The sequence below is a fragment of the Aeromicrobium terrae genome, from assembly GCF_008039565.1.
Classification (GTDB): domain Bacteria; phylum Actinomycetota; class Actinomycetes; order Propionibacteriales; family Nocardioidaceae; genus Aeromicrobium; species Aeromicrobium terrae.
Genome location: NZ_VDUX01000001.1, coordinates 306,743 through 321,111 on the forward strand (window position 1 = coordinate 306,743; position 14,369 = coordinate 321,111).

The 14,369-nt window shown below is 69.4% G+C and carries 16 protein-coding genes; 15 read left to right on the top strand and 1 reads right to left on the bottom strand.

Annotation, left to right across the window (positions count from 1 at the left end):
• Nucleotides 1-13 precede the first annotated feature (13 nt).
• The 6 genes from FHP06_RS01530 (at nt 14) to FHP06_RS01555 (ending at nt 4,513) form a co-directional block, all read left to right on the top strand.
• Nucleotides 14-580: a signal peptidase I gene (locus FHP06_RS01530; RefSeq protein ID WP_147683115.1), complete on the top strand. Its 567-nt coding sequence runs from the start codon at nt 14-16 to the stop codon at nt 578-580.
• Complete coding sequence (locus tag FHP06_RS01535; RefSeq protein WP_147683117.1) at nt 580-1,203, top strand: LPXTG cell wall anchor domain-containing protein; 624 nt, start codon at nt 580-582, stop codon at nt 1,201-1,203. Before FHP06_RS01530 ends, FHP06_RS01535 begins: the two co-directional genes overlap by 1 nt.
• Nucleotides 1,196-1,813 (top strand): TasA family protein, encoded by a 618-nt coding sequence (locus tag FHP06_RS01540; protein WP_147683119.1) that lies wholly within the window; start codon nt 1,196-1,198, stop codon nt 1,811-1,813. Before FHP06_RS01535 ends, FHP06_RS01540 begins: the two co-directional genes overlap by 8 nt.
• Entirely contained in the window at nt 1,813-2,916 is a 1,104-nt protein-coding gene (locus tag FHP06_RS01545; RefSeq protein ID WP_147683120.1) for a signal peptidase I, read from the top strand. Before FHP06_RS01540 ends, FHP06_RS01545 begins: the two co-directional genes overlap by 1 nt.
• Nucleotides 2,917-3,139: 223 nt before the next feature.
• On the top strand, nt 3,140-3,739 hold the full coding sequence (gene pdxT / locus FHP06_RS01550) for a pyridoxal 5'-phosphate synthase glutaminase subunit PdxT (RefSeq protein ID WP_147683122.1): 600 nt from the start codon (nt 3,140-3,142) through the stop codon (nt 3,737-3,739).
• Nucleotides 3,740-3,754: 15 nt separating this feature from the next.
• A complete protein-coding gene (locus FHP06_RS01555) occupies nt 3,755-4,513 on the top strand; it encodes a YebC/PmpR family DNA-binding transcriptional regulator (RefSeq protein WP_147683124.1) in 759 nt (252 codons plus the stop codon).
• Nucleotides 4,514-4,767: 254 nt separating this feature from the next.
• Here FHP06_RS01555 and FHP06_RS01560 read toward each other — a convergent pair whose 3' ends face one another.
• A complete protein-coding gene (locus tag FHP06_RS01560) occupies nt 4,768-5,352 on the bottom strand; it encodes a pyridoxamine 5'-phosphate oxidase family protein (protein WP_147683126.1) in 585 nt (194 codons plus the stop codon).
• A gap of 121 nt (nt 5,353-5,473) precedes the next feature.
• Here FHP06_RS01560 and ruvC point away from each other — a divergent pair, with 121 nt between their 5' ends.
• The 9 genes from ruvC to FHP06_RS01605 all read left to right on the top strand — a co-directional run bounded on the left by ruvC (nt 5,474) and on the right by FHP06_RS01605 (nt 14,306).
• Nucleotides 5,474-5,986: a crossover junction endodeoxyribonuclease RuvC gene (ruvC, locus tag FHP06_RS01565; RefSeq protein WP_147683830.1), complete on the top strand. Its 513-nt coding sequence runs from the start codon at nt 5,474-5,476 to the stop codon at nt 5,984-5,986.
• Nucleotides 5,983-6,567: a Holliday junction branch migration protein RuvA gene (ruvA, locus tag FHP06_RS01570; RefSeq protein ID WP_147683128.1), complete on the top strand. Its 585-nt coding sequence runs from the start codon at nt 5,983-5,985 to the stop codon at nt 6,565-6,567. The genes ruvC and ruvA overlap by 4 nt, the downstream gene beginning before the upstream one ends.
• A gap of 2 nt (nt 6,568-6,569) precedes the next feature.
• On the top strand, nt 6,570-7,625 hold the full coding sequence (ruvB, locus tag FHP06_RS01575) for a Holliday junction branch migration DNA helicase RuvB (protein ID WP_230973365.1): 1,056 nt from the start codon (nt 6,570-6,572) through the stop codon (nt 7,623-7,625).
• An 86-nt stretch (nt 7,626-7,711) separates the two neighbouring features.
• On the top strand, nt 7,712-8,005 hold the full coding sequence (gene yajC / locus FHP06_RS01580) for a preprotein translocase subunit YajC (protein ID WP_187271737.1): 294 nt from the start codon (nt 7,712-7,714) through the stop codon (nt 8,003-8,005).
• Nucleotides 8,005-9,687 carry a protein translocase subunit SecD gene (gene secD / locus FHP06_RS01585; RefSeq protein ID WP_147683134.1) on the top strand — a complete coding sequence of 561 codons (1,683 nt, stop codon included), beginning with the start codon at nt 8,005-8,007 and terminating at the stop codon, nt 9,685-9,687. The genes yajC and secD overlap by 1 nt, the downstream gene beginning before the upstream one ends.
• The gene (gene secF, locus FHP06_RS01590) at nt 9,687-10,796 is read left to right on the top strand and encodes a protein translocase subunit SecF (RefSeq protein ID WP_147683136.1); all 1,110 of its coding nucleotides are present in this window, start codon (nt 9,687-9,689) and stop codon (nt 10,794-10,796) included. Before secD ends, secF begins: the two co-directional genes overlap by 1 nt.
• Before the next feature lie 49 nt (nt 10,797-10,845).
• Nucleotides 10,846-11,304, top strand: coding sequence for a hypothetical protein (locus tag FHP06_RS01595; protein ID WP_147683138.1), 459 nt, complete (start codon nt 10,846-10,848; stop codon nt 11,302-11,304).
• A complete protein-coding gene (locus FHP06_RS01600) occupies nt 11,304-11,837 on the top strand; it encodes an adenine phosphoribosyltransferase (RefSeq protein WP_147683140.1) in 534 nt (177 codons plus the stop codon). Before FHP06_RS01595 ends, FHP06_RS01600 begins: the two co-directional genes overlap by 1 nt.
• Nucleotides 11,838-11,987: 150 nt before the next feature.
• On the top strand, nt 11,988-14,306 hold the full coding sequence (locus tag FHP06_RS01605) for a RelA/SpoT family protein (protein ID WP_230973366.1): 2,319 nt from the start codon (nt 11,988-11,990) through the stop codon (nt 14,304-14,306).
• The last annotated feature ends 63 nt before the right edge of the window (nt 14,307-14,369 follow it).

Consider the following 14,369-nt stretch of genomic DNA (forward strand, 5'->3'; position numbering starts at 1 on the left):
AGGGGGTGACGACGTGCACAAGAAGATGGGCAGAAGCGCATCAGTGGTCCGCCAGGTGCTGGCCTGGGCGGTGCTGCTGGGTGCCCTCGGGCTGCTCGCGGTGTGCGTCGCGATCCCCAAGGCCGGAGGCGCCACGCCGTACACGATCCTCACCGGGTCGATGCAGCCGAAGTTCCCACCCGGCACCCTCGTGGTGGCGAAGCCGACACCGTTCGACGACATCAACATCGGCGACGTGGTCACCTACCAGCTCAACTCCGGCAAGTCCGAGGTCGTCACCCACCGGGTGATCGGCCGCACCAAGGACAAGGAGGGCCGCCCGGCGCTCATCACGCAGGGCGACGCCAACCGCACGCCGGACCCGAAGGTCGTCATCGCCAAGCAGGTCAAGGGGACCATGTGGTACTCAGCTCCGAAGCTCGGACGGGTGAGCAACCTGCTCAACCAGTCGCAACGCGACCTGGTCCTGTCCGTGGTCGTCATCGGCCTGTTCGGCTACGCGGCCTTCATGTTCGTCGGCTCCGCCGTCGAGCGCAGGAAGCATCGACACTCCCACGATCGAGAGGAGGCAGCCCTGTGATGAGACGCATCGCGATCCTCGCCGCGGCTGTCATCGCCTCACTGACCGTGGCGTCGCCGGCGATGGCCGACGACGAGCTGACGGTGAGCAACGACGGCGTGACGTTCGCTCGCGACCTGAGCGCGCCACTGTTCGACCCCGCCGTGAAGTGGGTCCCGGGCGACGTGCGCACCGCGACCGTCTACGTCCGCAACAACGACGAGCTGCGCGGCCTCCTGGACGTGGACCTGCTCGGCAACCACGTCGGCGACCTGCTCGACTCCGGCGACATCCACGTCACCGCGTCGGCCGGCACCGGCACCTCCGGTGTGGCCTCCGACGGCAGCGAGCGCCGCATCCTCAGCAACGCGAAGGTCGACGGCGGCGACGTCGTCCCCGTCGCGGTCACGGTGAGCTTCGACTTCAGCTCGCCCAACGAGACGCAGCTGCGGTCCACCGACATCCGACTTCGCTTCACCCTCACGCAGAACGAGTTCCCGCGCGCCGACGACGGCAACGGGGAGCTCCCCGACACCGGAGCGCCCACGCTCTGGATCCTCGCCCTCGGCTCGATCCTTCTCGGAACAGGCGTCGCGATCGTCTCGCGTCGCCGTCACACCCACCTCGGAGATTCACATGTCTAAGCACCTGCCGCCCCGCATGACGTCGGGCCTCAAGCGCCTCAAGTCCACCCGCGTGCGAGCCCTCCTGAGCCTCGGCATGGTTCTCGGCCTCGGCTCCGTGGGGACCCTTGCCTACTGGACGGACCAGGCCACCCTGACGAGTGGCACGTTCACCGCGGGCAACCTCGACATCAAGCTCGGCTCGCCGGCTCCCGGTGTGGACAACAACCCGTCGTCGTTCAGCACCGACTTCGCCATGTCGAACATGCAGCCGGGTGACTCGAAGGCCGCCGCCGTCGCCGTGCGGAACTCCGGCTCGATCGGTTTCACCTACACCGCCACCGGCGTCACCAGCACGGCCGCGGGCATCGGAAGCCTCCTCACCTTCAAGGTCGTCCCCGGCGGCACGGTGAACGGCGGCGCCACCGACTGCACCGGCGGCACCACGACCTTCGGCCCCGCCACGATGTCGTCCAGCCAGAACGTGATCGCCACCAACCGCCCGCTCGCGGCCGGAGCGACGGAGACGTTCTGCGTCGTCGCGACGCTGCCCAGCGGCACCACGTCGGGTCAGGGCACCAGCGCGTCGGCCACGTTCACGTTCAACGCCAAGCAGGTCGGAGCCCCGTAATGACCCGACGCAAGCTGGCGAAGGCGAAGACCGAGCAGGCCCCGCAGGCCCGCGCGGTCCATGGCGCCTGGCAGCAGGCCGCCGACGCGAGGGCGTCGGGGCCCGGCAGGCGGGCGCGTCGTTCCCGCCGGGTCCTCTCGTTGAAGGGCCTGCGCGAGGGTCTCTTGACGTTCGGTGCCGTCGCGGGCTTCATCTGCATCGCCGCGACCGTCGCGTCGTTCGCCTTCGGGATCCAGCCGGTCATCTTCCGCTCGGGGTCGATGTCCCCGGCGATCGACACCGGCGCGCTCGCCATCTCGCACGACGTCCCGGCGAAGGACCTGAAGGTCGGCGACGTCGTGACCGTGAAGACCGACGCCGGCATCCGGGTCACGCACCGGATCAAGGACGTCAGCCTCGTGAACGGCAAGGCGTCGCTGGTGCTCAAGGGAGACGCGAACAAGACGCCGGACGACAAGGTGTACGTCGTGCCGTCGGCCGACCGGGTCCTCTTCTCGGTCCCCAAGGCGGGCTACGTCGTCAGCTGGCTGTCCGGTCCGACCGGCGTCTTCGCCGGAGGTCTGCTCGCCGGCCTGCTCGTGATCACGGCCTTCGGCCCCGGCACGCGGAAGCCGCGTCGCGGTGGCACTCGCAAGCTGTTCGGCATCTCCATCGCCACCGTGACGGTCGGCCTCCTCGCCACCGGCGTCGGCGGGCCCACCAACACCCAGGCGTTCTACACCGACCAGGCCACCCTGGCGAGCGGCACGTTCACCGCGGGCAACTACCCCGGTCCGGTCGTGAAGCCGGTCGTGACCAGCTGCGTGCGCATCGACAACGGCAACAACGGCGACCACCCGATCAAGATCACGTGGAACGCCGTGCCTGGTGCGAACGGATACAAGGTCGCCTACACGAACACGGGTGGAGGCCCCCAAGGCAACGTCTCACTCGGAGCCGCGGTTCTCACCTTCCAGACACCGGCCGGTGCCTACAAGAACACGTCCGGCACCATCTCGGTCGTCGCGACGTTCCCGTCGGCGCCCGACTCGCCCGCCACCGTGTACAACCACTCGGGCAGCGGCAACCCGGTCGCCAACTACAACTGCGTCCCGGCTCCGTGAGTCTCGTTCCCTCGTGACCTCGCATCGCATAGGATGGCGGTGCGTCGTCACGGGGAACGGGAGTGCCCCGGCGCACGGCGCGAGGGAGCGGTAGAGCCTGGGAGGGCTCGCCACTTTCCTGATCCCGATCGGGAGGGAATCCGAGAGGGAGCGACGGCGGCGTCGCCACGACCACCCCGTGACCGCCGCCGTCGCACATCAGGGTCCTCACTACGCTGGAGACGTGAGCTCACCGTCCATCGGCGTCTTCGCCCTGCAGGGTGACGTCCGCGAGCACCTGGTCGCCCTCGACGCGCTCGGCGTCGACGCGTTCCCGGTGCGTCGCGCCGACGAGCTGGAGCGCTGCGACGGCCTGATCATGCCCGGCGGCGAGTCCACCACGATGGTGAAGCTGGTCCGCGCGTTCGGCCTGTTCGACGACTTCGCCAAGCGCATCCACGAGGGCCTGCCCACCCTCGGTACCTGCGCCGGGATGATCATGCTCGCCGACCGCATCCGCGACGGCATCGAGGGCCAGGAGACGTTCGGCGGGCTCGACATCACGGTCCGGCGCAACGCGTTCGGCCGCCAGGTCGACTCCTTCGAGGGCGACGTCGACTTCACGATCTTCGACGACCCGGTCCACGCCGTCTTCATCCGCGCGCCGTGGGTCGAGGAGGTCGGCCCCGACGTCGAGGTGCTCGCGCGCGTCGACGTGCCGGACGTCGGCGATAGGATCGTGGCGGTCCAGCAAGGCCCGTTGGTCGCCACGTCGTTCCACCCGGAGGTGGGCGACGACCTCCGCATCCACCGGTACTTCATCGACCTCGTCACGCAGTCGTAGGGAAGGTTCCACCAGATGTCAGGCCACTCCAAGTGGGCGACCACGAAGCACAAGAAGGCCGTCATCGACGCCAAGCGCGGCAAGATGTTCGCCAAGCTGATCAAGAACGTCGAGGTCGCCGCACGCACCGGCGGGCCTGACCCGGCCGGCAACCCCACGCTGTATGACGCCATCCAGAAGGCCAAGAAGTCGTCGGTCCCCAACGACAACATCGATCGCGCGGTCAAGCGCGGCGGCGGCCTCGACGGTGGGGGAGTCGACTACACCACGATCATGTACGAGGGCTACGCCTCCGGCGGCGTCGCGCTGCTGATCGAGTGCCTCACCGACAACCGCAACCGCGCCGCCATGGAGGTCCGCACCGCGATGACCCGCAGCGGCGGCACGATGGCCGACCCCGGCTCCGTCGCGTACCTGTTCAACCGCAAGGGCGTCATCATCGTGCCCAGCGAGAACACCACCGAGGACGACGTCCTGATGGCCGTGCTCGACGCCGGCGCCGAGGAGGTCAACGACCTCGACGGCTCCTTCGAGGTCGTCTGCGAGCCCACCGACCTCGTGGCCGTCCGCACGGCGCTGCAGGAGGCCGGCCTCGACTACGACTCCGCGGAGGCGTCGTTCGTGCCGTCGGTGAGCGTGGAGGTCGACGTCGAGAACGCGGTCAAGGTGCTGCGCCTCGTCGACGCGCTCGAGGACCTCGACGACGTGCAGAACGTCTTCAGCAACCTCGACGCGTCCGACGAGGTCATGGCCGAGGCCATGGAGAAGGTCTGACCCGCAGCTGCTCTCAATCCCGTGAAGCTCAAAGCATCACACGGTCGTTGAGCCTGTCGAAACGACTCCTGCTGGCAGTCCTTTCGACAAGCTCAAGGACCGTTGGCCGAGGCCATGGAGAAGGTCTGACCCGCAGCTGCAATCCCGTGAAGCTCAAAGCAACACACGGTCGTTGAGCCTGTCGAAACGACTCCTGCTGGCAGTCCTTTCGACAAGCTCAAGGACCGTTGGCCGAGGCCATGGAGAAGGTCTAGCTAGTCCCTGGCCGGGTCGTTCGCCGGAAGCGCGTCGAACGCCCAGTCGGACCGCTTCCAGTCCGGCACCGGCGGGGGAGCGCCGCGCGGCACGTACACCGACGGCTCCACCTGCTGCATGCGGTGGATGTACCGCGGGCAGTTCGGGAACACCTCGGTCACCGTCACGCGGACGACGAGCTTCGCGCCCGTCCAGGTGTCGAGGAGCGCGTCGTCCGTCGCGACGCTCGCCTCGCCGTGCACGCGCAGGCGGTTGGGATTCGTGAAGTCGATGAACAGCAGCCCGATCTTCGCCGTCTCGGCGGCGTTGCCGAGGGTGAGGAACATGCCGTTCCCGTCGTAGGAGGGGAAGGCGAGCGTCTTCTGGTCCAGCACGCGGACGAACCCGGGGTCGCCGCCCTTGTACGAGCACGTGGGCTGGCCGGACGCGTCGACGGTGGACACGAACATCATGTCCACCGACTCGATGAAGGCCGCCGAGCCGGGGTCGATCGTGTCGTGCACCAGCAGGTCGTTGATCCGGTCGGCGATCCGGCGGCTGTCGAACCGGTCCTGGAGGTCGCGCTGCGCAGCGGTGAAGTCCATCGTCGTTCCTCTCGCCCCTGCCCAGGGTCGCCCGGGCTCGGGGCGGCGCACAAGCACCCCGGCGTGTCGGACTCGTGACGTCGGCCGGCCGCGTTACGGTTCGAACATGCGTTCGCAGACGATGCGGGTCCTCGGCGTCGACCCCGGGCTCACCCGGTGCGGCGTGGGCGTCGTGGAGGGCAGCGTCGGACGTCCGCTGACCATGGTCGACGTCGGTGTCGTCCGCACGCCGGCCGACCTCGACATCGCCCTCCGCCTGCACCGGCTGGAGGAGGGTCTCGAGGCCGCCGTGCTGAAGCACCGCCCCGACGTCGTCGCCGTGGAGCGCGTGTTCAGCCAGCACAACGTCCGCACCGTCATGGGCACCGCCCAGGCGAGCGCCGTGGCCATGCTCGTCGCGGCCCGGCACGGCATCGCGGTGCACCTGCACACGCCGAGCGAGGTCAAGGCGGCCGTCACCGGCAGCGGCCGGGCAGACAAGGCCCAGGTCGCCGCCATGGTGGTGCGGCTGCTGCGGCTGTCCGCAGCCCCCAAGCCGGTCGACGCCACCGACGCGCTGGCGCTGGCCATCTGCCACGTCTGGCGCGGGGGAGCGCAGAACCGGCTGCTACAGGCCATGGAGGCCGCCCGATGATCGCGTTCGTCCGCGGCCCGGTGGCCGCCCTCACGCTCAACTCGGCCGTGGTCGACGTCGGTGGCGTCGGCTACCAGGTGATGTGCACACCCGGCACCATCGCCGGCCTGCGCGTCGGCACCGAGGCCCAGCTGGCCACGTCCATGGTGGTCCGCGAGGACTCCATGACCATCTACGGCTTCGCCGACACCGACGAGCGCGACATGTTCGAGCTCGTGCAGACGGCCAGCGGTGTCGGCCCCAAGGTCGCGCAGGCCATGCTCGCGGTGCTGTCGCCGGAGCGGCTGCGCACCGCGATCTCCCAGGCCGACCACGCCGCCCTCACGTCGGTGCCCGGCATCGGGCGCAAGGGCGCCGAGCGCATCGTCGTCGAGCTCAAGGACCGGATCGGCACGCCCATGGCCGTCGCGCCCAGCAGCGACGGCCGGTGGCGGGGCCAGGTGCGGGACGCCCTGCAGGGCCTCGGCTGGTCCACGCGCGACGCCGAGTCCGCCGTCGACGCCGTGGCTCCCGACGCCGGGTCCGACCCCGACGTCCCCACGCTGCTGCGCGCAGCCCTCCAGACCCTGTCGAAGGCATGAGCATGGACAACGACATCGACCTCGAGGCACTGAGGACGGTCACGGCCGACCTCACCGCCGACGACCGCGCCTACGAGGCGGCGCTGCGTCCGCGCACGCTCGACGAGCTCGTCGGGCAGGAGCGCGTGCGCGAGCAGCTGTCGCTGATGCTCGAGGCGGCCGTCGCGCGCGGTCGTACGCCCGACCACGTCCTGCTGTCCGGCCCGCCCGGCCTGGGCAAGACCACCATCGCGATGATCATCGCCCACCAGCTCTCCGCGCCGCTGCGCATCACCAGCGGACCGGCCATCCAGCACGCCGGCGACCTCGCAGCCATCCTGTCCGGCGTCAACGAGGGCGACGTCCTGTTCATCGACGAGATCCACCGGATGTCCCGGCCCGCCGAGGAGCTCCTCTACATGGCCATGGAGGACTTCCGCGTCGACGTCGTCGTCGGCAAGGGGCCCGGCGCCACCGCCATCCCGCTGGAGATCCCGCCGTTCACCGTCGTCGGCGCCACCACGCGCGCCGGCCTGCTGCCCGGGCCGCTGCGCGACCGGTTCGGCTTCACCGGCCAGCTCGACTACTACGCCACCGACGAGCTGCACCGCATCGTGCAGCGGTCCGCCGGGCTGCTCGAGCTCGACGTCACCGACGACGGCGGCCGCGAGATCGCGTCCCGTTCCCGCGGCACGCCGCGCATCGCCAACCGGCTGCTGCGCCGGGTCCGCGACTTCGCCGAGGTGCGCGCCGACGGCGTGATCTCCGAAGAGGTCGCGCACGACGCCCTCGCCCTCTACGAGGTCGACGACCTCGGCCTCGACCGGCTCGACCGTGCCGTGCTCAGCGCCCTGTGCGACGGGTTCGGCGGCGGTCCGGTCGGCGTCGCCACGCTCGCGGTGGCCGTCGGGGAGGAGCGCGAGACGGTCGAGGAGCTCGCCGAGCCGTTCCTCGTGCGGCTGGGCTTCCTGGCCCGTACGCCGCGCGGACGGGTGGCCACGGCGGCCGCCTGGCGGCATCTGGGACTGACCCCTCCGGCAGCCGATCAACTCACCTTCGACGGCGGCACCGCAGACTGAGGTCGGGTGATTAGACTGCACGGTGGCCCTCGCGCCATCGCGTCGTCACTCGACGAGAAATTCCCAACGTCTTCGGAGTCCTCACCGTGTCCAACTGGGTCGAATTCCTGCCCCTGGCCCTGATCATCCTGGTCTTCTACCTGCTCGTGCTGCGGCCCGCCCGCAACCGGCAGAAGGACTTCATGGCGACCCAGGACTCCCTCGAGAGCGGGAAGCGGGTCATGCTCGCCAGCGGCATCTTCGGCGACGTCGCCTCGGTCCGCGACGACGAGGTCGACCTCGTCATCGCCCCGAACGTCACGGTGACCGTCGCCCGCCAGGCCGTCGCCCGGGTCGTCACCCCTGAGGTCGCCCCCACCGACGAGGAGAGCACGGACTGATGGCTGCTCCTCCCTCCCGGCGCAACCTCCCGCGCCCTCGCCGCACGCTGATCATCTTCCTCGTCGGCATGGCCGCGGTGTACGCCCTGCTGGCCGTCCTCGGTGTCACCGGGAAAGGGGAGCACGACGACGGGCAGAGCGTCTGGAAGCCGCGCCTCGGCCTCGACCTCCAGGGCGGCACCCGCATCACCCTCGAGGCCAAGGCCACGTCGGGCGACGTCACCCCCGACAAGCTGAAGCAGGCCCGCAGCATCATCGACCAGCGCGTCAACGCCACCGGCGTCACCGAGGCCGAGGTCTCCACGCAGGGCGGCAACCAGGTCATCATCGAGATCCCCGGGCAGAAGAAGGGGAACATCGTCGACCAGGTCGGCCGCACCGCCCAGCTGCGGTTCCGCCTCCTCTGGGCCTCCGCGCAGAGCGCCCAGCAGCCCATCGCGGCCGAGGAGAAGACGAAGCAGGAAGCGATCGTCGACAAGGTCGACTGGTCGAAGCTGTCGCTCGACCAGCTCCTCGCCGCCGAGACCCAGGGCACCCAGTCGCTGCCCAAGGAGTACGCCGAGGGCGTCGCCGCACTGCAGGAGCTGGCCAAGGGCTTCGTGTGCGACAAGAAGAGCCTGCCCACCGACGACGTCTCCAAGAAGCCGCTCGTCACCTGCGACACCAAGACCGGCGAGGTCTTCGTCCTCAGTCCCACGGTGATCGAGGGCACCGACGTCAAGAGCGCCGCCGCCGTCGTCCCGCAGAACCAGGTCTCCTGGGTCGTCTCGCTGCAGCTCAAGGGCGAGGGCAAGAAGACCTTCGACAAGGTCACCGACGCCCTGTTCAAGCAGGAGCAGGCCGGCAGCGACCAGACCAGCCGCTTCGCGATCGTGCTCGACGGCGAGGTGCTGAGCGCACCCACCACCAACGGTCACTTCACCGACGGCTCGTCGCAGATCTCGGGCAACTTCACCGCCACCACCGCGCGTGACCTCGCCAACCAGCTGAAGTACGGCGCCCTGCCGCTCACGTTCGGCGTCAACGGCGTGTCCGTGGAGGGCCCGACCCTGGCCGGCACGCAGCTCGACGCCGGCCTCTACGCCGGCGCCGTGGGCCTCGTGCTCGTCGTCATCTACCTGCTCCTCTACTACCGCGGACTCGGTCTGGTGGCCATCGGCTCGCTGATCGCCGCCGCCGGGCTCACCTACGCGATGGTGCTGCTTCTCGGCCAGGGCCTCGGCTTCACGCTGACCCTGCCCGGCATCGCGGGTCTGATCGTCGCCATCGGCATCACGGCCGACTCGTTCATCGTGTTCTTCGAGCGGCTCCGCGACGAGGTGCGTGACGGCAAGTCGCTCAGGCTCGCCGTGGAGAGCGGCTGGGAGCGCGCCCGGGGCACGATCCTGGCGGCGGACGCCGTCTCGATCATGGCCGCGCTGATCCTCTACATCTTCGCCATCGGCGTCGTCCGCGGGTTCGCGTTCGCGCTCGGCCTGAGCACGCTGATCGACGTGGTCGTCGTGTTCCTGTTCACCAAGCCGCTGGTCTCGCTGCTGGCCCGCACGAAGTTCTTCGGCCAGGGGCACAAGCTCTCCGGCCTCGACGCCAAGCACCTCGGCATCAGCGGTCGCAAGGTCGACCAGATCGGTCGTGGCACCGCCCCGGCCGCCCGGCCCGCGACGGAAGGGGGGACGGTCTGATGGGACGCGTCAGCTCGTTCGGCCAGCACCTGTACTCCGGCCAGGTCTCGTTCGACTTCGTCGGGCGTCGCAAGCTCTGGTACTCGATCTCCGTCGTCATCATCGTGCTCTGCGCGGTGGCGTTCGTCGTCCGCGGCTTCAACATGGGCATCGAGTTCAAGGGCGGCGTCGAGTTCACCGCCCAGGTCCAGAAGGCAAGCTCGCAAGCCGTCGACGACATGACCCAGGCGGTCGAGGACGCCGGCGTCCCCGAGGCGGGCGACCCGATCGTCAACACCTCCGGGTCCGACACCGTCCGCATCCAGACCCGGGCGCTCACCCAGGACCAGGCCACCCAGATCGAGCAGTCGCTCACCAAGGCGGGCGCCTCGGAGGTCAGCCAGAACCTGATCGGCCCCTCGTGGGGCAAGCAAGTGGCGACCAAGGCGCTCACCGGCCTGATCGTCTTCGTCGTCCTCGTCATCCTGTTCATCTGGGCGTACTTCCGTGAGTGGAAGATGTCCGTCGCCGCCGTCGTGGCGCTGGCGCACGACCTCCTCATCACGGCCGGCGTCTACGCCTGGTCCGGATTCGAGGTCACGCCGGCCACGGTCACCGGCCTGCTGACGATCCTCGGCTACTCGCTGTACGACACCGTCGTCGTGTTCGACAAGGTGCGCGAGAACACCAAGGGCATCCAGCGCTCCAGCACGCGCACGTACGCCGAGCGCGCGAACCTCGCGGTCAACCAGACGCTGGTCCGCTCGATCAACACGTCCATCACGGCGCTGCTGCCCGTCGCGGCCCTGCTGATCGTCGGAGCGGCCGTGCTGGGCACCGGCCCGCTGAAGGACCTGGCGCTCGCGCTGTTCGTCGGCATGGCGGCCGGCACGTACTCGTCGATCTGCATCGCGACGCCGCTCTCCACCCAGCTGGTGGAGCGCGACCCCGCCATCAAGGCGCACACCAAGCGCGTCATGAAGAAGCGGGAGGAGAGCGGCGGCGTCGTCACCGACGACCCCGAGCCCCTCGCCGTCGCCCCGGCCCGCCCCGTGGGCGTCTCGAAGGCGGCCAAGCGCAACCAGCCCACCCGCACCACCCGGTCCCGACGACCCAAGGGCAAGGCCTGACCCAGGCACCTGTTTCTGACATGCTGGTGCCACCGATCAAGGAGATCCCATGAAGACCTCACTCGCCCTCGCCACGGCAGCGGCTCTGCTCACGACTCTCAGCGCCTGCGGTGGTGACGACGGAGGCAAGGGCAGCGAGTACTGCAAGGACCTCAAGTCGGCGTCCACGCAGTTCGACTCGCTCTCGTCCAGCGACGTGTCCAAGCTCGACGAGGCGTTCAAGACGTTCCACTCGCTGTCCAAGGAAGCCCCGGGCGACGTGAAGGACGACTGGAAGACGCTCGACGACGGCATCACGCAGGTCGAGAAGGCCCTCAAGGAGGCCGGCCTCAAGTTCTCCGACTTCGCCCAGATCCAGCAGGGCAAGATGCCCGAGGGCGTCGACGTCGCGAAGCTGCAGGGCCTGGCCACTGAGTTCTCCAAGCTGAACAGCAAGGAGTTCGACAAGGCGTCCAAGGCGATCGAGAAGCACGCCAAGGACGTCTGCAAGGTCAACCTGACCTCCTGATGCCGGTGGATGCCTCGACCGCGCTCGAGGAGTGGGTCCGGCCGGTCGAGGACTGGCCGGTCCCCGGCGTCACGTTCCGCGACCTCACGCCGCTGTTCGCCCGTCCCGAGCCGTTCGCCGCGGTGATCGACGCTCTCGTCGACATCGCGCGCTCGGCCGGACCGGTCGACCGCGTCCTCGGCGTCGAGGCGCGCGGGTTCATCGTCGGTGCGCCGGTGGCGCTCGAGCTGGGCGTGGGCTTCGTGCCGGTGCGCAAGGCCGGCAAGCTGCCGCACACCACGCTCTCCACGTCGTACGCCCTCGAGTACGGCGAGGCCACCATCGAGATGCACGCCGACGCGGTCGCGCCCGGTGACCGCGTGCTCGTCGTCGACGACGTCCTGGCCACCGGCGGAACGCTCGCCGCGACCGCCGATCTCGTCCGCGAGGCCGGGGGAGAGGTCGTCGCCGACCTCGTCATCATCGAGCTGCCCGCGCTGGGCGGGCGCGCCGTCGTCGGCGACGTCCCCGTGCACAGCCTCACCACGTACTGACAGGAGCCGGCATGAATCCCCGACAGGTCCGCGTCGTCGCCCTCGTCCTCGTCGCCGTGCTCGTGCTGGCGACCGCAGCCACGCTGATCAGCCAAGCCGTCTGAGCTGCTGACCCTCTGACCTACCATGGGAGGTAGGACAGGAGGCGCTGTGGCCGAACGCATCGACGTGGGCACGGAGGCGCCCGAGACCCCGGCCGAGACCAAGCCGGCCGACTCGGCGCCCGCGTCCGCGCGCGTCCGGAACCGCCTGGCCCGGATCGGTGGCCGCGGATCGTCCGGCAACCCGGTGCTCGAGCCGCTGCTGAAGGTCTACCGGTCCACCCACCCGAAGGGTGACGTCGACTCGATCCAGAAGGCGTACGACATCGCCGAGCGGGCGCACGAGGGGCAGACCCGCAAGAGCGGCGACCCGTACATCACCCACCCGCTCGCCGTCGCCACGATCCTCGCCGAGCTCGGCATGACCGCCCCGACGCTGTGCGCCGCGCTGCTGCACGACACCGTCGAGGACACGCCGTACACGCTGGAGGAGCTGCGCAACGACTTCGGCGACGAGGTCGTCCAGCTCGTCGACGGCGTCACGAAGCTCGACAAGGTCACGTACGGCGAGACGGCGCAGTCGCAGACCATCCGCAAGATGGTCGTCGCGATGAGCCGCGACATCCGCGTGCTCGTCATCAAGCTGGCCGACCGGCTCCACAACATGCGCACCCTGCGCTACCTGCGCCAGGACAAGCAGGAGCGCATCGCCCGCGAGACCATCGAGATCTTCGCGCCGCTGGCCCACCGCCTCGGCATGAACACCATCAAGTGGGAGCTGGAGGACCTCGCGTTCGCCACCCTGCACCCCAAGGTCTACGACGAGATCGTCCGACTCGTCGCGGACCGCGCACCGTCGCGCGAGCAGTTCCTCGAGCGCGTCATCGGCGACGTCGAGTCCGACCTGCGCCACGCCAAGCTCAAGGCCACCGTCAGCGGCCGGCCGAAGCACTACTACTCGATCTACCAGAAGATGCTCGTGCGCGGCCGGGAGTTCTCCGACATCTTCGACCTCGTCGGCGTGCGCATCCTCGTCGACTCCGTGGCCGACTGCTACGGCGTGCTGGGTGTGCTCCACGCGCGCTGGAACCCGATCCCCGGGCGGTTCAAGGACTACATCTCGGTCCCGAAGTTCAACATGTACCAGTCGCTGCACACCACGGTGATCGGCCCGCAGGGCAAGGCGGTGGAGCTGCAGATCCGCACGTTCGCGATGCACCGCCGCGCCGAGTACGGCGTCGCGGCCCACTGGAAGTACAAGGAGGACGGCACCGCGGGGTCCACCGGCGGCAAGGCGCCGAGCGGCGAGGACATGGTCTGGCTGCGGGAGCTGCTCGACTGGCAGTCCGAGACCGAGGACTCCGTCGACTTCCTGGACTCGCTGCGCTTCGAGATGAACAGCGCGGGCGTCTACGCGTACACGCCGCGCGGCGACGTCATCCAGCTGCCGGCGCAGGCCACGCCCGTCGACTTCGCCTACGCCGTGCACACCGAGGTGGGGCACGCCTGTATCGGCGCCCGCGTGAACGGGCGGCTGGTGTCCTTGGAGTCGGAGCTGCAGACCGGCGACGTCGTCGAGATCTTCACCTCCAAGTCGCCCGACGCCGGTCCGAGCCGCGATTGGCTGGAGTTCGTCAAGAGCCCACGGGCGCGCAACAAGATCAAGCACTGGTTCACCAAGGAGCGTCGCGAGGAGGCCATCGAGACCGGCCGCGACCTCATCGCGAAGCAGATGCGCAAGGAGAACCTGCCGCTCCACCGCCTGTTCAAGCACGAGTCGCTCGACGCGGTCGCCAAGGAGCTGCACCTCGCCGACGTCTCCGCGCTCTACGCGGCGGTGGGCGAGGGCAACGTCGGCGCCCAGAACGTCGTCGAGCGGGTCATCGCGCTGGCCGGCGGCCGCGAGGGTGCCGAGGAGGACCTGGCCGAGGCCACGTCGATGCCGGCCATCGGCAAGCGGTCACGACACGACCACGGCGACGCGGGCGTGGTGGTCGAGGGCGTCGACGGCGACCTGATGGTGAAGCTCGCGCGCTGCTGCACCCCGGTGCCGGGTGACGCGATCGAGGGCTTTGTCACCCGGGGGAGTGGTGTCTCGGTGCACCGCTCGGACTGCGTGAACCTCGCGGCGCTCCGCAGCCAGCCCGAGCGGCTGGTCGGGGTGCATTGGGCGCCCACCGGCCAGAGCACCTTCCTCGTCGCGATCCAGGTGGAGGCGCTCGACCGCCCGCACCTGCTGAGCGACATCACCCGGATCATCTCCGACCAGCACGTCAACATCCTGTCAGCGTCGCTGAGCACCGGTCGCGACCGCGTCGCGAAGTCGAAGTTCACCTTCGAGATGGCCGACGCCAAGCACCTCGGCCACGTCCTGTCCGCCGTACGTACCGTCGACGGCGTCTACGACGTCTACCGCCTCACCCAGTAACGCTGACGAGAGACTTCCGGCCCCCTGACGAGAGGATTCCGGCTCCCTGACGAGCGCCGAAAG